The following is a 20,142-nucleotide window of genomic DNA, read 5'->3' on the forward strand; positions in this document are numbered from 1 at the left end:
GTGACCCGCACACCCCGCCTGTCGTACCGTGGGCCGGTGAAGCCCATCTCCGTCCTCACCGTCCTCACCACCACCGACGCCCGCGCCAAGGCCGAAGCCCTCGCGCGCGGGGCCGTCGAGGCCCGGGTCGCCGCGTGTGCGCAGGTCTCGGGGCCGGTCACCTCCGTCTACCACTGGCAGGGGGCGGTCGAGACCGCCGAGGAGTGGCAGGTGCTGTTCAAGACCACCGAGGACCGCTACCCCGCCCTGGAGACCCATCTCCTCGCCGCGCACGACTACGACACCCCCGAGATCGTCGCCACCCCGGCGACCCGGGTGAGCGCCGACTACGCGGCCTGGGTCCGGCGGGAGACCACGCCCGCCCCATGAGGACCCCGGAGCTGCCGTTCTTCGTGTACGGGACCCTGCGCCCCGGCGCGTACAACCACGACCGCTTCCTCCTCGGCCGCACCGCCGCCGAGGAGGAGGCCGAACTGCCCGGGGCGGTCCTCCACGACGGCCCCGGCTACCCGTACGTCGTCCCCGGCGCGGGACGGGTGCTCGGTGCCCTGATGACGGCCGCGCCCGGCGCGTACGGCGAACTGCTCACCGTGCTCGACCGGGTGGAGCTGCCCGCCGGCTACCGGCGGACCGCCAGGGACGTGCTGCGGACCCGGGACGGGGCGCTCGTGCGCGCCTGGGTGTACGAGGCGGCGCCCGGCGCGGCCCTCGGGGCCCGCATCGGCAGCGGCGACTGGTTCAACCGCGTTCCAGGCGCACCGCGCACACCTTGAACTCCGGCATCCGCGAGACCGGGTCGAGCGCCGGGTTGGTCAGGGTGTTGGCCCGGCCCTCGCCGGGCCAGTGGAAGGGCATGAAGACCGTGTCCGGGCGGATCGAGGTCGTGATCCGGGCGGGCGCCACCGCCCGGCCGCGGCGCGAGACCACCGCCACCGGCTGGCCGTCCTCGACCCCGACCCGTTCGGCGAGCCGGGGGTGCAGCTCGACGAAGGCGCCGGGCGCGGCCGTGTTCAGCTCGTCGACCCGCCGGGTCTGGGCACCCGACTGGTACTGCGCCACCACGCGGCCCGTCGTCAGGACCACCGGGTAGGCGTCGTCGGTCTCCTCGGCCGCCGCCCGGTGCACGACCGGCACGAACCGGGCCCGCCCGTCGGCGGTGGCGAAGCGGTCGAGGAACAGGCGCGGGGTGCCCGTGTGCTCCGGCTCGCCCGGCCCGGCCCCGGGGCAGGGCCAGAACACGCCCTGCTCCCGCTCGATCCGGCGGTAGCTGATCCCCGCGTAGTCCGCCGGGCCGCCCGCCGAGGCCCGCCGCAGCTCGTCGAAGACCTCCTCCGGGTCGGTCGGGAAGCCCTTCTCCCAGCCGAGCAGGGCCGCGAGCCCGTGCAGCACCTCCAGGTCGCTGCGGACCCCCGGCGGCGGGGTCAGCGCCCGGCGGCGCAGCAGCACCCTGCCCTCCAGGTTGGTGGTGGTGCCGGTCTCCTCGGCCCACTGGGTCACCGGCAGCACCACGTCGGCGAGTTCGGCGGTCTCGGAGAGCACCACGTCGGCGACGGCGAGGAAGTCCAGGGAGCGGATCCGCTCCTCGACGTGGGCGGCGCGCGGTGCGGACACCACCGGGTTGGACCCCATCAGGAGGAGGGCCTTCACATCGCCGCCGAGGGCGTCGAGGAGCTCGTACGCGCTGCGCCCCGGCCCCGGCAGCGACTCGGGGTCGACGCCCCACACCCCGGCGACGTGCGCACGGGCCGCCGGGTCGTCGAGCTTGCGGTAGCCGGGCAGCTGGTCGGCCTTCTGGCCGTGCTCGCGGCCGCCCTGCCCGTTGCCCTGGCCGGTGAGGCAGCCGTAACCGCTGTGGAGGCGGCCGGCGCGGCCGGTGGCCAGGCACAGGTTGATCCAGGCGCCGACGGTGTCGGTGCCCTTGGACTGCTGCTCGGGGCCGCGCGCGGTGAGGACCATGCCGCCGTCGGCCTCGCAGAACATCCGTACCGCCGCGCGCACCTGCGGCACGGCCACGCCGGTGATCCGCTCCACGTGCTCGGGCCAGTGGGCCATCGCCCCGGCCCGGGCGGCCGCCCAGCCGTCGGTGCGCTCGGCGACGAACTCCTCGTCGACCAGGCCCTCGGCGACGACCAGGTGCAGCATGCCGAGGGCGAGCGCCAGGTCGGTGCCGGGGCGGGGGGCGAGGTGGAGGTCGGCCTGTTCGGCGGTGCGGGTGCGGCGCGGGTCGACGACGATCAGCTTGCCGCCGTTCTCCTTCAGCTCGGTGAGGTAGCGCAGCGCGGGCGGCATGGTCTCGGCGAGGTTGGAGCCGACCAGGATGACGCAGCCGGTCCTCGGGATGTCCTCCAGCGGGAACGGCAGCCCGCGGTCGAGGCCGAAGGCCCGCTGGTGGGCGGCCGCGGCGGACGACATGCAGAAGCGTCCGTTGTAGTCGATCTGCGAGGTGCCGAGCACCAGCCGGGCGAACTTGCCCAGCGTGTACGCCTTCTCGTTGGTCAGGCCGCCGCCGCCGAAGACCCCCACGGCGTCGGCACCGTGGTCGGCGCGGGTCCGGCGCAGCCCGTCGGCGACGGCGGCGAGTGCCTCCTCCCAGGTGGCGGGCTTCAGCGCCCCCGTGTCAGGGCAGCGGACCAGGGGCTCGGTGAGCCTGACCCGGGAGGAGAGTACGGCGGGGGCGGTGCGGCCCTTGCCGCACAGCGCGCCCCGGTTGACGGGGAAATCGGGACGGTCGACCACCTCGACGGGCAGCTCCGGCGCCGGACCGGCGGCGGGACGAAGGTTCATCCCGCACTGGAGGGCGCAGTAGGGGCAGTGCGTGGCGACGGTGGTGACCTCTGACATGACCCGAGGATGCGACGGCCGTGTTACGGGCGGGGTCGCGGCGCATTACGGGCAGGGTGCCATGCGCTCAGGCCGGAGGGCGCCGTGGGGTGAGGCTCAGCGGGCGGCACCGGGCGCTGCCAGGGCCTTCGCCACGCCGTGCTCCCGCTCGCCGAGGAAGCGCGGGTCGGGCCGCAGGGCCGCGTCCAGGGCGGCCTTGCCGGCGGCGGCGAGCTCGCGGGTGGTGCCGTAGTACCAGGTGGCGTCGTGGGGTTCGCCGACCCCGACGCCGTACGACTCCACGCCCGCCGCCCCGCACAGCGCGACGGCCCGCTTGATGTGGAAGTCCTGGGTGACGAGGACGGCCCGGTCCACGCCGAAGATCTTCTTGGCGCGCACGCAGGAGTCCCAGGTGTCGAAGCCCGCGTGGTCGCTGACGACCCGGTCGTCGGGCACGCCCCGCTCGGCGAGGTAGCGCCGCATGGCGCTCGGCTCGTCGTACTCGGTGCGGCCGTTGTCCCCGGTGACGAGGAGGACCCGGACCTTGCCGGTGCGGTAGAGCTCGGCGGCGGTGTCGAGGCGGTGCGCCAGATACGGGGTGGGGCGGCCCCTCCACAGTCCGGCGCCGAAGACGACGGCGACGTCCTGGGCGGGCACGTCGGCGGCGGTGCGCAGCCGGTCCTGGGCGGTGAGGTGCATCCAGGTGGCCGGGGTCAGGGCGAGCACGGCGCCGAGCATCAGGGCCTGGACGGCGCGGCGGCGGCTCCGGGTGGTGCGGGGGAGCCGGGGGAGGCGGGGCAGCCGGACGCCGCGCATGCGGGGACCTCCAGGGTGCGGTGCGACGGGGGAGTGGGACGGGGCGGTGGTGCGGTGCGCTGGTTCGGGGCGGGGGCGGGGTCTGTCACACCGTCCGACGCGAATCGGCCGCGTTCGGTTCGGCGGCGGCCCGCTCTGTTCCGTACAGCACACCGGCCAGTCCCATGCCGAGCAGCATGCCGGTCAGCTGCGCGGCGGCGAACGCGGGCACGGAGCCGGGCGCGATGCCGGTGAAGGAGTCGGAGAAGGCGCGGCCGACGGTGGCGGCCGGGTTGGCGAAGGAGCCGGAGGAGGTGAACCAGATCGCGGCGCCGATGTAGCCGGCGACGGCGACCGGGGCGAGGGAGGGGCGGCCGACCCGGCGCAGGCCCTGGACGACCAGGACCAGTCCCGCCGTGGCGACGGCCTCGCCGAGCAGCAGGTGCGGCTCGGCGCGCTGCTCGGTGGCGAGCGCGGCGCCGGGCGCCCGTCCGAACATCGCCTCGGCGAGCAGGGCGCCCGCGACGGCGCCGGCGAGCTGGGCCGCGAGATAGGCGAGGGCGTCGCGGCCGCCGCGCCGGGGGCGCCCGGACCACCACTCGGAGAGGGTGACGACGGGGTTGAAGTGGGCCCCGGAGAGCGGGCCGATCAGGGCGATGAGCAGGCCGAGGCCGATCGCGGAGGCGAGGGCGTTGGCGAGCAGCCGGACACCGATGTCCTGGCTGAGGGCGTCGGCGCGGATGCCGGATCCGACGATGACGGCGACGAGGGCGGCGGTGCCGGTGAACTCGGCGAGGGCGCGCCGGGGGAGCGACGCGGGGGACATTCTCATAATGGAAAAGATATTCCGTGATTCGGAATGAAAAAAGAGGGGAGGGGAGGGGTGGCACACCCGTACGATCCGCGGGTGATCACTGATGCCGCCACGCTCCTGGACGCCGCCGTCCGCAACAACGCCGACTGGTGCGAGACCATGTGCCGCGCCCACGGCCTGCCCGGCGCCTTCGGGCCGCGCGCCTGGAGCAACCCGCGCCGCACCCCGCTCTACTACCCGGACGCCGTCACCCTGACCGCGGACGCGAGCGCCGAGGACGTCCTGACCGGCATCGACCGCACCACCCCCGGCGCCTCCGTCAAGGACAGCCACGCCCGCCTCGACCTCGCCGCCGCCGGCTTCCGGCCGCTCTTCGACGCCCAGTGGATCGCCCGCCCGGCCGGCCGCCCCGTGCCCCCGGTCACCGCGGGCAGCCGCCCCGTCCGCACCCCCGCCGAACTCGCCGCCTGGGCCCTCGCCTGGAGCGGCGGCGACGCCGACGAGGCGGCCCTCTTCCGCCCCGGGCTCCTCGCCGACCCGGCCACCACGATCGTCGCGACGTACGCCGCCGACGGCCGGGTCCTCGCCGGCGCCGTCCTCACCGACAGCGCGGGCGTCACCGGCGTCTCCAACGTCTTCACCACCGACGGCGTCCCCCTCTCCACCGCCTGGGCCGCGGCCCTGGCCACCGCCGCCCCCGACCGCCCAGTCGTCGGCTACGAGTCGGGCGACGACCTGGACGCGGCCCTCGCGGAGGGCTTCGAGACGGTGGGGACGCTCACGGTGTGGCTGGACGCGTAGGGGCCGGGCCCCGGGGCCCGGCCCTCCGGGCCGACCCCGGCCGCCCCCGCCGACCCCGGCCGCCCCGGCCGCCCCGGCGGCGCGGTCCCCGGCGCAGCCCCGCGTCGCCACCGCCGTGAGCTCGGCGGCAAACACCCGTGACCCGCGCGAAACGGCCAGGCAACGTGCCCCCGGCAGGATCGGCGCATGACGACGCAGGAGCCGGACCCCACGTGCGACAGCAGCGCCGCCGACCTGCTCGGCAGGATCGTGAGCCGCGCCGAGGACCGGCTGCGCCGACTGCATCCGCTCCCCGCCGCCGGCGGGAAGAGAGACGACAGCACGCCCACGCCGGCCGGGGAGAACACGCCGATGAACCACCTCACCCCCTGCGCAGCCCCCGCCCCGGCCTCCTCCGGCGACCGCGCCCCCACCCTCATCGCCTGCGGCCACGGCAGCCGTGACCCCCGGGCCGCCGCCACCCTGCGCGGCCTCCTCGCGCGGGTGCGGGAGCTGCGGCCCGGACTCGACGTGCGGCTCGCCCACATCGAGCTGAACGCGCCGCTGCTCACCGACACCCTCGCGGACCTCGCGGGCCGGGACGCCGTGCTCGTCCCGCTGCTCTTCGCCCGAGGGCACCACGTCAAGCACGACCTGCCCGCCGCGACCGCCGCCGCCCCCGCCGTACGGGCCCGGATCGCCGAACCCCTCGGCCCGCACCCCCTCCTCGTCGAGGCCCTCGCCGACCGGCTCGCCGAAGCCGGCTGGGCACCCCAGGACGGCACCTCCCGCTCCACCGGCGTGGTCCTCGCCTCGGCCGGCTCCCGCGACCCCGAGTCCGCCGCCGACATCCGGCGGATCGCGGCCGGGCTCCGCGAACGCCTCGGCGGCGTGCCCGTCGTCCCCGCCTACGCCTCCGCCGCCGCACCCACCGTCCCGGAGGCCGTGCGCGCCCTCGCCGCCCGCGGCCGCCACCGCGTGGCCGTGGCCTCCTGCTTCACCGCACCCGGCCTGTTCGCCGGCCGCGCCGCCGCCCACGCCCCCTGGCTCGCCTCCGACCCCCTCGGCGCCCACCCGGCCCTCGCCCGGCTCATCCTCCACCGCTACGACCAGGCCCTGACCGGCACCGCCGCCCCCGCCAGGGAGCTCGCCGCCTCCCGGTGAGCCCCGCCACGTCCGGCCGAAACCGCGCTCCTGGGCGCCAACCGGTGGCTATCGTCGGCCCGTTGTGCCATCGGGGCGGCCGGGACGGGAGGCAGGGACATGCGCGGTGCCGTACGGGGCGCGTCGCTCGCCGGAACCGCGGCCGCCGTGGCCGTCCTGGCCTCGCTCGCGGCCAACGCCGCCACTTCCCAAGACCGTTGGCCCGGCGCGCTCGACCGGATCAGGCAGCAGCCCTGGTGGTGGGTCGCCGGACTCGCCGCCGTCGGCGTCCTCGTCGCCGTCGTCCTGGCCTGGCGCCAGGAGCGCGGCGCCCTGGTCGCCGGCGACCCGCCCCCGCCGCCCCCGCAGGCCGTCCCGGACTGGGTGGTCGACCGCGGCGAACGGGCCCGTACGGTCAAGGCGGTGTGCCGCGCCGGCCGCCCCCGACGCCGGCCTGCGGTCGCCGCCCCCTCGTCCCCGGGCGGCACCCGCCGCTTCCGCCTGCGCCGCACCCGCCGCGCCGGAGGCAGCCGTACGGTCGCGATCACCACGTCCCTGGAAGGCGCCGGCGGCTTCGGCAAGACCGTCCTCGCCCGCGCCGTCGCCGCGAGCCCGCGCGTCCGCAGGCACTTCCGCGGCCGCATCTACACCGTCACCATCGGCCGGGACGTCCGCGGCCGCGCGGCGATCGCCGCGAAGGTCGCCGAGGCCACCCGCTTCCTCACCGGCGACACCACCGCCTTCGACGACCCCGGCCTCGCCGGCGACCACCTCGGCCGGCTCCTCGACCGCCGCCCCCGCACCCTGCTGCTCCTCGACGACGTCTGGGACGCCGAACAGCTCGAACCCTTCCTGCGCGGCGGCGAACGCTGCGTACGCCTGGTCACCACCCGCGTCCCCGCCGCCCTGCCGCGCGGCACCGAACGCGTCCGCGTCGACCAGATGTCCCCCGACCAGGCCCGCGCCGTCCTCACCTGGGAACTGCCCCGACTCCCCGAGACCCTCGTCCGGGACCTCCTGGAGGCCACCGGACGCTGGGCGCTCCTGCTCCGCCTGACCAACCGTCTCGTCACCCGCCGGATCGCCACCGGCACCGACCCGGCCGACGCGGCGGCCGAGGCCCTGCGCGGACTCCTCGCGAACGGCCCCGCGGCCGTCGACGCCGACCCGGCCGCGCTCGACCTGGACGACCCGGTCCGCCGCGCCCGGGCCGTACGCGCCACGGTCGAGGCGGCCCGGACCCTCCTCCCGCCCGGCGGCGACCGGCGCCTCGCGGAACTCGCCGTCTTCGCCGAGGACGAGTCCATCCCCGTCCCGCTGGTCGCCCGCCTCTGGGAGGCCACCGGCGGCCTCACCGAGGACGCGACGCGTTCCCTGTGCGGCGAGCTCGACCGGCTGTCCCTGGTCTCGCTCACCCCCGACCACGGCGGCCGGATCACCATGCACGACGTGCTCCGCGACTACCTGCACAAGGAGTTGGGCGGGGCGGACGCGGCCGCGCTGCACGGCACGGTCGCCGACGCGGCGGGCGCCGACCCCTGGGAGCCGCCGGAGGACTCGCGCGGCTACCTCCTCGACCACACGATCGAGCACCTGCTCGCCGCCGGGCGGACCGCCGAGGCCGAGCGCGTCGCGAGCGACCTGCGCTGGATCGAGACCCGGCTCCACCAGCGCGGCCCCATGGCGGCCTGGGCGGACCTGTTCGACGTCCCCACCCCCATGGCGGCCCGCCTGGCCGACGACCTCACCCGCACCGCCCACCTCCTCACCCCCACGGATCCGCCCGAGCTGTTGACGAACGTCCTGCACAGCCGCCTGGAACCGCTGCCGCTGTGGCGCGACCGGGTCCTCCACCGGCAGACCGTGCCCGAGATCGCCTCCCGCCCCCTGCTGCGCAACCGCAGCACCCCACCGGACCTCCCCGAACCGGCCCTGTTGCGCACGTTCCTCGGCCACACCGGCCCGGTCCGGTCCGTGGCCGTGGTGCCCGACCCGGAGAGGGGCCGCCCGTTCCTCGTGACCATCGGCGCCGACGGCATGGCCCGGGGGCTCGACCCGGACAGCGGCGGCGAGTTCACCGTGGACGTCCGCGGCCCCGGCCGCTTCCGCGCCCTCGCGGTCGCCCCGGACGGCACCTGGCTCGCGACCGGCGGCTCCGGCCGCAACGTGCACCTGTGGACCCCCGACCGGGCCACCCCCTCGACGCGGACCCTGGGCCCGGTCGGGGAACGCGGCGCGTCCCTGCGCGGCCTGTCGATCTCGCCCTCCGGGACCCGGGTGGCCACGCTCGCCACGGACAGCACACTCGAGGTCTGGGACGTCGGGACCGGGGAGTGCCTGTTCGGAGCCCTCCCACGCGGGGCCGAACGGGTCGGCTCCCGTCCGTGGAGGGCCGACGAGTTCACCTGCGTGGCGTTCTCGCCCGGCGGCTCATGGCTGGCGGCCGGCGGCGACCGGGGAGTCGAGCTGATGTCCCCCGATCTGGCCACCCGGCTCGAGACCCGGGGAGACGGGGCCCACGGCGCCGTCGACGCGCTGGCCGTCGCCCCGGACGGCAGCTGGCTGGTCGCCGCCGAGCGGGGCGGCGACGTGCGCGTGTGGGACGAGGTGACGCTCAAGAGCGTCTGGTCGGCCAAGGCGCACGACGGCGGCGTCACCGCGGTGGCGGTCTCCCCGGACGGACGCTGGGCGGGCAGCGGGGGCCGGAAGGGGACCGTCGCGGTCTGGGACGGACGCACCGGCGAATGCCGCATCCACTGTGCCGGCCACCGGGGGCCGGTCCACGCCGTCGCGTTCACCACGGACGGCGACCGGCTGATCAGCGCGGGTGAGGACGGAACCGTACGGGTCTGGGACGCGACCGGATCCGCCCGCTCACCGCGTTCGGACGCCGGCGAGGGAATGCGCACGGTCACCGTCGTGGACGGCGGGACGCGGCTGGCCGTCTGGCACACCGACGGCAGAACGCGCTTGCACGACGTTCCGGGGGCGGCCGACGGGCAGGGGACGCCGCTGCGCGCGGACGTCGTCCAGGAGGTAGCGCCCGCCTTCGCCCCGGACGGCGACTGGTATGCCGCCGCCACCGCCGCGGCCTTCTCGGTCGAGCTCCGCGACCGGGACTCGGGAGCGGTGACGGCCACGCTCGAACTCGGCCGCTCGGCCAGGGCCCCGGTCAGGGCCCAGGCCCTGGCGGTCGCGCCCGCCGCCGACTGGCTCGCCGTCGCCGACTCCACCGGCGCGGTGCAGCTGTGGGACCGCGCCACGAGCACGCAGACCGCCTCCCTGCCGGGCGGCGAGGGCCGCGCCGACTCCGTGACGGTCGCCCCCGACGGATCGTGGGTCGCCGTGCTGCGGCAGCGGCCCGTGCCCCGGCGCGAGGAGGCACGACGCGTACTGCGGAGCTGGCTCGCCGTGCTGCGGCACGGAAGGCTGCCCACCCGCGAGGCGCGCTCCCTGATACGGGTCTGGCTCGACGCGCTGCGGCGGGAGGAGTGGCCGGCCCGGGGAGAGGATTCCCAGGTGCAGGTGTTCCCGCTCGCGCCGGGGCGAGGGGCCACGGACCCGCACGGCCCCGTCCACCTCGACGTCCACCACGGCGAGAAGGTCACCGCCCTCTCCGCCACCCCCGACGGCCGCCTCCTCACCGCCTCCGCGACCGGCACCGTCACCCTCTGGGACCCCCGCACCGGCACCCCGCTCTCCGCCTTCACCGACCCCGACGGCCCCGTGAACGGCCTCTCCGTCTCCCCGGACGGCCGCCGGATCGCCACCGCCGGCGTGATGCTGCGCGTCTGGGACGCCGCCACCGGCCGTACCGTCGCCGGCGTACGGGCCGAGACGCCGCTGGGCTCCTGCGCCTGGCTGCCCGACGGACGCGGGCTCGTCGCGGTCGGCGAACGCGGCCTGTACGCCCACGAGTTCGTTCCCGGGTCGCGGACCTGAACCCGGCGACCCCACGCGTCCCGGTCCCGTTTGTCCGCCCCGCCCGTTACCTTCGGTGCATGGAAGGCATCACGGAACGCAGCAGCGCACGCAACGGCACGGACCACGGCACCGACACCCCCGGCTACGACACCGCCGCCACCGAACGCTGGGCCGCCGAGCCCGACAAACGGCCCGGCCGCACCGCCTTCCAGCGCGACCGGGCCCGCGTCCTGCACTCCGCCGCCCTGCGCAGACTCGCCGGGAAGACGCAGGTCGTCACCCCCGGCACCCGCAGCCACGCCTGGGACGCCAGCCCCCGCACCCGGCTCACCCACTCCCTCGAATGCGCCCAGGTCGGCCGCGAGCTCGGCGCGGCCCTCGGCTGCGACCCCGACCTCGTCGAGGCGGCCTGCCTCGCCCACGACATGGGACACCCGCCGTTCGGGCACAACGGCGAGCAGGCCCTCAACGACGTCGCCAAGGACTGCGGCGGATTCGAGGGCAACGCCCAGTCGCTGCGGCTGCTCACCCGCATCGAACCGAAGCGTTTCATCGCCGACCCGGCCACCGGCGACCCGGTCAGCGTCGGCCTCAACCTCACCCGGGCCGCCCTCGACGCCGCCACCAAGTACCCCTGGCCCCGCGGCGCCCACCCCACCGACCCCGGCTCCAACAAGTTCGGCGTCTACGAGGACGACCTGCCCGTCTTCGCCTGGATCCGCGAGGACGCCCCCGCACACCGCAAGTGCTTCGAGGCCCAGGTCATGGACTGGTCCGACGACGTGGCCTACTCGGTGCACGACTTCGAGGACGGCCTGCACGCCGGCCACATCGACCCCAACATGCTGCTCTCCGAACCCGAGCGCGCCGACATCTGGGCGGTCGCCCTCGGCCGCTACGTACCGGAGGACACCGACCCCCAAGAGCTCGCCGACGCCCTCGACCGGCTCCTCGACCAGGAGTGGTGGCCGCACGGCTACGACGGCTCGGCCGTCGCCCAGGCCCGGCTCAAGGACGCCACCAGCCAGCTCATCGGCCGCTTCTGCCTCGCCGCCGAGGGCGCCACCCGCCGGACCCACGGCTCGGGCCGCCTCACCCGCTACGGCGCCGAGCTCGTCGTCCCCCGCGAGACCCGCAACGAGTGCGCCGTCCTCAAGGCCGTCGCCGACCGGTACGTGATGCAGCGGGCCGAGCAGGAGGCGCTCCGCGCCGACCAGCGCATCGTCATCGCCGAACTCGCCGAGGCGCTGGCCGCCCGCGCCCCCGAGGCCCTCGAACCCCAGTTCCGCGCCCAGTTCGTCAGCGCGCCCGACGACCGTTCCCGCAAGCGGGTGATCGTCGACCAGATCGCCTCCCTCACCGACGCCTCCGCCCGCACCCTCCACGCCCGCCTGCGCACCCCGCGCCGGTAGGACACCCGCTCCGCCCGGTCGCCCTCTTTCGCCGGCCGGGCCGGTGCGGCACCCTCGCATGCACGTCCCGAGGCGGTGCGGCTCGGGCCCGGCCCGGGGGCGTAGCGTAGGGAACCGGTCGCAACGAGGAGGAACCACCGTGGTCGACGCAGATCAGACCTTCGTCATCGTCGGCGCCGGCCTGGCCGGGGCCAAGGCGGCAGAGACCCTGCGCGCCGAGGGGTTCAACGGCCGGGTGATCCTCATCGGCGACGAACGCGACCACCCCTACGAGCGCCCACCCCTGTCCAAGGGCTACCTGCTCGGCAAGGAGGAGCGGGACTCCGTCTTCGTCCACGAGCCCTCCTGGTACGCGCAGCACGACGTCGAGCTGCACCTCGGCCAGCCGGTCACCGCCGTCGACCGCGAGGCCTGCACCGTGCGCCTCGGCGACGGCACCGTCATCCGCTACGACAAGCTCCTGCTCGCCACCGGCGCCGAGCCCCGCCGCCTCGACATCCCCGGCACCGGCCTCGCCGGCGTCCACCACCTGCGCCGGCTCGCCCACTCCGAGCGGCTGCGCGACGAGCTCAAGGCCCTCGGCCGCGACAACGGCCACCTGGTCATCGCCGGCGCCGGCTGGATCGGCCTGGAGGTCGCCGCCGCGGCCCGTACGTACGGCGCCGAGGTCACCGTCGTCGAATACGCCCCGAGCCCGCTCCACCAGGTCCTCGGCCCGGAACTCGGCCAGCTCTTCGCCGACCTGCACACCCAGCACGGCGTCCGTTTCCACTTCGGCGCCCGGCTCACCGAGATCACCGGCCAGGACGGCATCGTCCTCGCCGCCCGCACCGACGACGGCGAGGAGCACCCGGCGCACGCCGTCCTCGTCGCCATCGGCGCGGCCCCCCGCACCGCCCTCGCCGAGAACGCCGGCCTCGCCCTCGTCGACCGCGCCGACGGCGGCGGCATCGCCGTCGACGAGTCGCTGCGCACCTCCGACCCCGACGTCTTCGCCGCCGGCGACGTCGCCGCCGCCCACCACCCCTTCCTGCACCGCCGCGTCCGCGTCGAGCACTGGGCCAACGCGCTCAACGGGGGCCCCGCCGCCGCCCGCGCCATGCTGGGCCACCACGTCTCCTACGACCGCGTCCCGTACTTCTTCTCCGACCAGTACGACCTCGGCATGGAGTACTCGGGCTGGGCGCCGCCCGGCTCGTACGACCAGGTGGTGCTGCGCGGGGACGCCGGAAAGCGCGAGTTCATCGCCTTCTGGCTGAAGGAGGGACGGGTCCTCGCCGGCATGAACGTGAATGTGTGGGACGTCACAGACGCCGTCCAGCGGCTGATCCGGTCCCGGGCCCAGGTGGACCCCGACGCCCTCGCCGACGCGTCGGTGCCGCTGGAGAGCCTCGCCCGGTAGCCGGGGAAGGCCCGCGCACCCCCGTATCATTCATGCGTGGCAGGCAGGATCAACGATGACGACGTGAAGGCGGTCCGGGACGCGGTCCCGATCGACGCCGTCGTGTCCGAGTACCTCCAGCTCCGCAACGCGGGCGGCGGAAACCTCAAGGGACTCTGCCCCTTCCACGACGAGAAGTCGCCCTCCTTCCAGGTCAGCCCCAGCAAGGGACTCTTCCACTGCTTCGGCTGCCAGGAAGGCGGCGACACCATCGCCTTCGTGATGAAGATCGACCACCTCTCCTTCTCGGAGACCGTCGAGCGCCTCGCCGCCAAGGCGGGCATCACCCTGCGCTACGAAGAAGGCGGCTACAACCCCGGCCACCAGCGCGGCGAGCGCACCCGCCTGGTCGAGGCCCACACGATCGCCGCGGCGTACTACGCCGAACAACTCGGCTCCGCCGAAGCCGAGATCGGCCGCACGTTCCTCGCCGAGCGAGGCTTCGACCAGGCCGCCGCCGAGCACTTCGGCGTCGGCTACTCCCCGGCCGGCTGGGACCACCTCACCCGCTACCTGCGCGGCAAGGGCTTCACCGACCGCGAGCTGATCCTCTCCGGCCTCTCCCAGGACGGCCGCCGCGGCCCCATCGACCGCTTCCGCGGCCGGCTGATGTGGCCGATCAAGGACGTCGGCGGCGACGTCGTCGGCTTCGGCGCCCGCAAGCTCCGCGACGACGACAACGGGCCCAAGTACCTCAACACGCCCGAGACGCCGATCTACAAGAAGTCCCAGGTGCTGTACGGCATCGACCTGGCCAAGAAGGACATCGCCAAGGCCAGCCGCGCCGTCGTCGTCGAGGGCTACACCGACGTCATGGCCTGCCACCTGGCCGGCGTCACCACCGCCATCGCCACGTGCGGCACCGCCTTCGGCGGCGACCACATCAAGATCCTGCGCCGCCTCCTCATGGACAACGGCTCCGCCCGCGTCATCTTCACCTTCGACGGCGACGCCGCCGGCCAGAAGGCCGCCCTGCGCGCCTTCGAGGACGACCAGAAGTTCGCCGCCGAGACCTACATCGCCATCGCCCCCGACGGCATGGACCCCTGCGAGCTCCGCCTCGCCAAGGGCGACGAGGCCGTCGCCGACCTCGTCCAGCCCCGCACCCCGCTCTTCGAGTTCGCCCTGCGCCAGATCGTGAACCGCTACGACCTGGAGATCCCCTCCGGCCGGGCCGCCGCCCTCGACGAGGCCGCCCCGATCGTCGCCCGCATCAAGAACGTCGCCTCCCAGCACGAGGTCGCCGTCCAGCTCGCGGGCATGCTCGGCATCCTCGACACCCAGTTCGTGGTCCGCCGGGTCGCCCAGATCGCCCGCTGGCAGCGCCAGGGCGGCACCAAGGGCCCGGACCGCGGTGCCCCGCAGCGCCGCGGCTACGAGATCCAGGCACCCACCGCGCCCGCCGGCCCCGCGCTCAACCTGCGCAGCCCCGCCCACCGCACCGAACGCGAGCTCCTCAAGCTGGCCCTCCAGCGCCCCGAACTGGTCTCCCCGGCCTTCGACGCGTACGGCATCGACGAGTTCACCGCCCCGCCCTACGCGGCCGTCCGCCAGTGCATCCAGGACGCCGGCGGCGCCACCGACGCCCCCGCCGACTACCTCGACGCGGTCCGCGCGGCGGCCCCCGACGACACGGTCCGCGCCCTCGTCACCGAACTCGCCGTCGAGACGATCTTCGCCAAGACCGTCGACGAGGCGTACGCCGGCGACCAGCTCGTCACCGTACGGCTGCGCGCCGTCGACCGCCGCATCCGCGACGTCCAGGGCACCCTCGCCCGGCTCGGCGCCCACGGCGACCCCCAGCGGCTCGCCGCCGTACAGAACGAGCTGTGGGTGCTCACCCAGTACGGCCAGTCGCTGCGCAACCACGGCGCCGCGGCGCTCTGACGGCGGACCGGCGACCGCCCCCGCCGGCACCGCGCCCTACGGTCGGTCACGCACCGGACTCAAAAAGTCACCGCACGCCCCTCGTGGCGGCGATGTGTCGTGGGCCACACTGGGTCACGGTGCCGTCCCGCTGCCCTCCGTCCCCCCGAACCGGGCAGCGATCACCCACCCTGGAGGTCGCCCCCCGTGCAGACCCAGACCGTCACCGTGTCCCAGGAACCGTCCGACGCGGACACCCCACCGGCCGAGCTCACGGCCGCCGGGGACGAACCCGAACTGCCCGAGATCCCGGCCCAGCGCCGCCGCGTCGACCTCGGCGGCAACGGGACCTCCTCCGACCTGTTCCGCCAGTACCTGCGCGAGATAGGCCGCGTCCCGCTGCTCACCGCCGAGGAGGAGGTCGAGCTCGCGCGGCGCGTCGAGGCCGGTCTCTTCGCCGAGGAGAAACTCGCCGGCACCCCCGACCTCGACTCCCGCCTGGCCCACGACCTCGACCGCCTCGTGGTCCTCGGCCGGATCGCCAAACGCCGGCTGATCGAAGCCAACCTGCGGCTCGTCGTCTCCGTCGCCAAGCGCTACGTGGGCCGCGGCCTGACCATGCTCGACCTGGTGCAGGAGGGCAACCTCGGCCTCATCAGGGCCGTCGAGAAATTCGACTACGCGCGCGGCTACAAGTTCTCCACGTACGCGACCTGGTGGATCCGCCAGGCCATGTCCCGGGCCCTCGCCGACCAGGCCCGGACCATCCGCGTCCCCGTGCACGTCGTCGAACTCATCAACCGGGTCGTCCGCGTCCAGCGCCGCATGCTCCAGGAACGCGGCTGTGAACCCACCGTCGAAGAGGTCGCCGCCCACCTCGAACTGCCCCCCGAACGGGTCGGCGAGGTCCTGCGGCTCGCCCAGGAACCGGTCTCCCTGCACGCCCCCGTCGGCGAGGAGGAGGACGTCGCCCTCGGTGACCTCATCGAGGACGGCGACGCCGCCTCCCCCGTCGAGTCCGCCGCCTTCCTGCTGCTGCGCGAACACCTGGAGGCGGTGCTCTCCACCCTCGGCGAGCGCGAACGCAAGGTCGTGCAGCTGCGCTACGGACTCGACGACGGCAGGCCCCGCACCCTGGAGGAGATCGGACAGCTCTTCGGCGTGACACGCGAACGCATCCGCCAGATCGAGTCCAAGACCCTCAGCAAGCTACGGGACCACGCCTACGCCGACCAGCTGCGCGGCTACCTGGACTAGGGCCTTCCTTCCGGATCTTGCCGGGCTGATCCGGAAGAAAGGCCCTTGGAGGCCGGCTCCTCGGCGAAACCGCCCTGCCGGGTCCGGGCGGCGATCACGATCCGATCGAGCGCCGGCTCGACCTCGTCCATGACCACCCTGCCGTCAGTCGACCTCCACCACCGCCTGCGCGAACTGAGCCGCGTACAGCCGGGCATACGCACCGCCGGACGCCAACAGCTCCTCATGCGTGCCCTGTTCGACGATCGAGCCGTTCTCCATCACCAGGATGACGTCGGCGTCCCGGATGGTGGAGAGCCGGTGGGCGATGACGAACGACGTACGTCCGTGGGCGAGGCGGGCCATCGCCTTCTGGATGAGGACCTCGGTGCGGGTGTCGACGGAGCTGGTGGCCTCGTCGAGGACCAGGATCACCGGGTCGGACAGGAACGCCCGCGCGATGGTGATCAGCTGCTTCTCGCCTGCGCTCACCCCCGAACCCTCGTCGTCGAGGACGGTGTCGTAGCCGTCGGGGAGGGTGCGGACGAAACGGTCGGCGTGGGCCGCCTTCGCCGCCTGTTCGATCTCGGCGCGGGTCACCTCGCGCGTGGCGCCGTAGGCGATGTTGTCGGCGATCGTGCCGCCGAACAGCCACGTGTCCTGAAGGACCATGCCAATGCCGGAACGCAGCTCCTCGCGCGACATCCTCGCGATGTCCACCCCGTCCAGGGTGATCCGCCCCCCGGTCACCTCGTAGAACCGCATCAGCAGGTTCACCAGCGTCGTCTTGCCCGCACCGGTCGGACCGACGATCGCCACCGTCTGCCCCGGCTCCACCGCCAGCGACAGACCCTCGATCAACGGCTTGTCCGCCTCGTAACGGAACGACACCCCCTCCAGCGCCACCCGGCCCTTCGGCTCGGTGGGCTTCTCGCTCACCGGCGCGTCCGGCGCCTGCTCCTCCGCGTCCAGCAGCTCGAAGACCCGCTCGGCGGACGCGACGCCCGACTGCACCAGGTTGGCCATCGACGCCACCTGCGTCAGCGGCATCGAGAACTGCCGCGAGTACTGGATGAACGCCTGCACGTCACCGATCGACAGACTGCCGCTCGCCACCCGCAGACCGCCCACCACGGCCACCAGGACGTAGTTGATGTTCGAGATGAAGAACATCACCGGCTGCATCACGCCGCTGTTGAACTGCGCCTTGAACCCGGCCTCGTACAGCGCCTCGTTCTGCTCGTGGAAGTCCTTCGCGGACTCCTCCTGGCGCCCGAACACCTTCACCAGCGCGTGCCCGGTGTACATCTCCTCCACATGGGCGTTGAGCCGGCCCGTGGACTTCCACTGCTGCACGAAGTGCGGCTGCGAGCGCTTGCCGATCCGGGTCGCGACCACCACCGACAGCGGCACCGTCACGAGCGCCACCAGCGCCAGCAGCGGGGAGATCCAGAACATCATCGCCAGCACCCCGACGATCGTGAGCAGCGAGTTGATCAGCTGCCCCATCGACTGCTGGAGGGTCTGGCCGATGTTGTCGATGTCGTTGGTCGCCCGGGACAGCACCTCGCCGCGCTTGGCCTGGTCGAAGTACGACAGCGGCAGCCGCGCCAGCTTCGCCTGGACGTCCTCGCGCATCCGGTAGACGGTCCGGTTGATCACCGTGATCGACATGCGGGTGGAGACCAGCATCAGCAGGCCCGCCAGCACGTAGATCCCCAGGGCCACGCCCAGGACCTCGCCGACCGCCGTGAAGTCGATGCCCTGTCCCGGAGTGAAGTCCACCCCGGACAGCATGTCCGCCATCCCGCCGTCGCCGTCGGCCCGCAGCGCCGCGAGGGCCTGCTCCTTCGTCGTGCCCTCGGGCATCTGCCGCCCGACCACACCCGCGAAGACCAGGTCGGTCGCCCGGCCGAGGATCTTCGGCCCGATCACCGAGGCCGTCACCGACAGCACACAGGCGACCAGCATCACCCACAGCGCCGTGCGCTCCGGCGCCAGCTGCCGCAGCAGCCGCTTGCCGGAGCCCTTGAAGTCCATCGACCGCTCGCCCGGGCCGCCCCCGGCCATGGGCATACGTGGTCCGGCCATCAGGCTGCCTCCGCCTCGGTCAGCTGGGAGAGCACGATCTCCCGGTACGTCTCGTTGTCCGCCATCAGCTCGTGGTGCCGCCCGGTCCCCACGACCCGGCCCTCGTCGAGGACCACGATCCGGTCGGCGTCCCGGATGGTCGACACCCGCTGGGCGACGATGACCACCGTCGAGTCGGCCGTCTCCTCGGCGAGCGCGGCCCGCAAGCGGGCGTCCGTCTCGTAGTCGAGGGCGGAGAAGGAGTCGTCGAAGAGATAGATCTCCGGCCGCTGCACCAGCGTCCGGGCGATCGCCAGCCGCTGCCGCTGACCACCGGAGACATTGGTGCCGCCCTGCGCGACGGGGGCGTTCAGACCGCCCTCCAGCTTCGCCACGAAGTCCTTGGCCTGGGCCACCTCCAGGGCGTGCCACAGCTCCTCGTCGGTGGCGTCCGGCTTCCCGTACCGCAGATTGGTCGCGACCGTCCCCGAGAACAGGTACGGCTTCTGCGGGACGAGCCCGACCGTCCGCGCCATCAGCGCGGGATCCAGCCTCCGTACGTCCACGCCGTCGACCAGGACCTCCCCGTCCGTCACGTCGAACAGCCGGGGCACGAGCCCGAGCAGCGTCGACTTGCCGCTGCCGGTCGAGCCGATGATCGCGGTGGTCTCGCCCGGCCGGGCGACGAGCCCGACGTCCTTGAGGACCGACTCCTCCGCGCCCGGATACCGGAAGTCCGCGTTCCTGACCTCCAGATGGCCCCGCCGCCCCAGCTCGCGCACCGGCTCGGCCGGCGGCACCACGCTGGAATCCGTCGCCAGGACCTCCTCGATGCGCTCGGCGCACACCTCGGCCCGCGGCACCATCATGAACATGAAGGTGGCCATCATCACGGCCATCACGATCTGCATCAGATAGGCGAGGAAGGCGGTCAGCGCGCCGATCTGCATCCCGCCGCTGTCGATGCGGTGCGCGCCGAACCACACGACCGCGATCGACGACACGTTCACCACCGTCATCACGGTCGGGAACATCAGCGCCATCAGCCGGCCGGTGGCCATCGACACGTCGGTCAGCTCGGTGTTGGCCCCCTTGAACCGCTCCCGCTCGTAGTCGTCCCGTACGAAGGCGCGGATGACCCGGTTGCCGGTGATCTGCTCCCGCAGCACCCGGTTCACCGTGTCCAGTCGCTCCTGCATGGTCCGGAACAGCGGCCGCATCCGGCGCACGATCAGCGAGACGGCGACGCCGAGCACCGGCACCACCGCGATCAGCACCGCCGACAGCGGCACGTCCAGGCCGAGCGCCATGACGATCCCGCCGACGCACATGATCGGCGCGGACACCATCAGGGTGAACGCCATGAGGACCAGCATCTGGACCTGCTGCACGTCGTTGGTCGTCCGGGTGATCAGCGACGGCGCGCCGAACTGCCCGAGCTCGCGGGCCGAGAAGGACTGCACCCGCTCGAAGACGGAGGCGCGGACGTCCCGGCCGAGCGCGGCCGCGGTCCGCGCCCCGTAGTACACGGCCCCGATGTTGCAGGCCACCTGGAGCACGGACACGCCGATCATCAGCGCGCCGAACCGCAGGATGTAGCCGGTGTCCCCGTTCACGACACCGTTGTCGATGATGTCGGCGTTCAGGGTCGGCAGATAGAGGGTGGCGCTGGTCTGCAGCAGCTGGAGCAGCACCAGCAGGCCGATGGGTTTTCTGTACGGTCGCAGGAAGGTTCGGAGCAGTCTTATGAGCACGGGCTCTACTATCGCCCGCGCTGCCGAGACGTTACGACTCGTTTTGGGCGCGGCGGACCAGCCCTGGTGAAGACTTTACGCACGGGG

15 protein-coding genes are annotated in these 20,142 nt (G+C 74.1%); 9 read left to right on the forward strand and 6 right to left on the reverse strand.

Features of this window, described 5'->3' with window-relative positions; genetic code table 11:
* The first annotated feature begins 36 nt into the window (after positions 1-36).
* Both cutA and ABD954_RS23500 read left to right on the forward strand, forming a co-directional pair.
* On the forward strand, positions 37-369 hold the full coding sequence (gene cutA, locus ABD954_RS23495; protein ID WP_345488556.1) for a divalent-cation tolerance protein CutA: 333 nt from the start codon (positions 37-39) through the stop codon (positions 367-369).
* Positions 366-773, forward strand: coding sequence for a gamma-glutamylcyclotransferase family protein (locus tag ABD954_RS23500; RefSeq protein ID WP_345488558.1), 408 nt, complete (start codon positions 366-368; stop codon positions 771-773). The genes cutA and ABD954_RS23500 overlap by 4 nt, the downstream gene beginning before the upstream one ends.
* Here the strand turns inward: ABD954_RS23500 and ABD954_RS23505 are convergent.
* The 3 genes from ABD954_RS23505 to ABD954_RS23515 form a co-directional block, all read right to left on the reverse strand.
* Entirely contained in the window at positions 739-2,841 is a 2,103-nt protein-coding gene (locus tag ABD954_RS23505; protein WP_345488560.1) for a molybdopterin oxidoreductase family protein, read from the reverse strand. The two genes, ABD954_RS23500 and ABD954_RS23505, sit on opposite strands and share 35 nt — an antisense overlap.
* A gap of 96 nt (positions 2,842-2,937) precedes the next feature.
* Positions 2,938-3,636 (reverse strand): SanA/YdcF family protein, encoded by a 699-nt coding sequence (locus ABD954_RS23510; RefSeq protein WP_345488562.1) that lies wholly within the window; start codon positions 3,634-3,636, stop codon positions 2,938-2,940.
* 85 nt (positions 3,637-3,721) lie between these two features.
* A complete protein-coding gene (locus ABD954_RS23515; protein ID WP_345488564.1) occupies positions 3,722-4,447 on the reverse strand; it encodes an aquaporin in 726 nt (241 codons plus the stop codon).
* 75 nt (positions 4,448-4,522) lie between these two features.
* On the opposite strand from ABD954_RS23515, the gene ABD954_RS23520 reads away from it, so the two are divergent.
* The 7 genes from ABD954_RS23520 (at position 4,523) to ABD954_RS23550 (ending at position 16,252) form a co-directional block, all read left to right on the forward strand.
* On the forward strand, positions 4,523-5,230 hold the full coding sequence (locus ABD954_RS23520; RefSeq protein ID WP_345488566.1) for a hypothetical protein: 708 nt from the start codon (positions 4,523-4,525) through the stop codon (positions 5,228-5,230).
* A 351-nt stretch (positions 5,231-5,581) separates the two neighbouring features.
* Complete coding sequence (locus ABD954_RS23525) at positions 5,582-6,373, forward strand: sirohydrochlorin chelatase (RefSeq protein ID WP_345492412.1); 792 nt, start codon at positions 5,582-5,584, stop codon at positions 6,371-6,373.
* A gap of 99 nt (positions 6,374-6,472) precedes the next feature.
* On the forward strand, positions 6,473-10,294 hold the full coding sequence (locus tag ABD954_RS23530) for an NB-ARC domain-containing protein (protein ID WP_345488568.1): 3,822 nt from the start codon (positions 6,473-6,475) through the stop codon (positions 10,292-10,294).
* Between the two features lie 59 nt (positions 10,295-10,353).
* Entirely contained in the window at positions 10,354-11,688 is a 1,335-nt protein-coding gene (locus ABD954_RS23535) for a deoxyguanosinetriphosphate triphosphohydrolase (RefSeq protein ID WP_345488570.1), read from the forward strand.
* A gap of 139 nt (positions 11,689-11,827) precedes the next feature.
* Positions 11,828-13,090, forward strand: coding sequence for an NAD(P)/FAD-dependent oxidoreductase (locus ABD954_RS23540; protein WP_345488572.1), 1,263 nt, complete (start codon positions 11,828-11,830; stop codon positions 13,088-13,090).
* Between the two features lie 36 nt (positions 13,091-13,126).
* A complete protein-coding gene (gene dnaG / locus ABD954_RS23545; protein ID WP_345488574.1) occupies positions 13,127-15,016 on the forward strand; it encodes a DNA primase in 1,890 nt (629 codons plus the stop codon).
* Positions 15,017-15,292: 276 nt separating this feature from the next.
* Positions 15,293-16,252 (forward strand): RNA polymerase sigma factor, encoded by a 960-nt coding sequence (locus tag ABD954_RS23550; RefSeq protein ID WP_382745825.1) that lies wholly within the window; start codon positions 15,293-15,295, stop codon positions 16,250-16,252.
* Here ABD954_RS23550 and ABD954_RS23555 read toward each other — a convergent pair.
* The 3 genes from ABD954_RS23555 to ABD954_RS23565 are packed head-to-tail and all read right to left on the reverse strand — an operon-like array spanning position 16,249 to position 20,055.
* Entirely contained in the window at positions 16,249-16,383 is a 135-nt protein-coding gene (locus ABD954_RS23555; RefSeq protein ID WP_345488578.1) for a hypothetical protein, read from the reverse strand. The genes ABD954_RS23550 and ABD954_RS23555 overlap by 4 nt on opposite strands.
* Positions 16,384-16,396: 13 nt before the next feature.
* Complete coding sequence (locus tag ABD954_RS23560; protein ID WP_345488580.1) at positions 16,397-18,322, reverse strand: ABC transporter ATP-binding protein; 1,926 nt, start codon at positions 18,320-18,322, stop codon at positions 16,397-16,399.
* Positions 18,322-20,055 (reverse strand): ABC transporter ATP-binding protein, encoded by a 1,734-nt coding sequence (locus tag ABD954_RS23565; RefSeq protein WP_345488581.1) that lies wholly within the window; start codon positions 20,053-20,055, stop codon positions 18,322-18,324. The genes ABD954_RS23560 and ABD954_RS23565 overlap by 1 nt, the downstream gene beginning before the upstream one ends.
* Between the last annotated feature and the right edge of the window lie 87 nt (positions 20,056-20,142).

It is taken from the genome of Streptomyces roseoviridis, from assembly GCF_039535235.1.
In the GTDB taxonomy this organism is placed as follows: Bacteria; Actinomycetota; Actinomycetes; order Streptomycetales; family Streptomycetaceae; genus Streptomyces; species Streptomyces roseoviridis.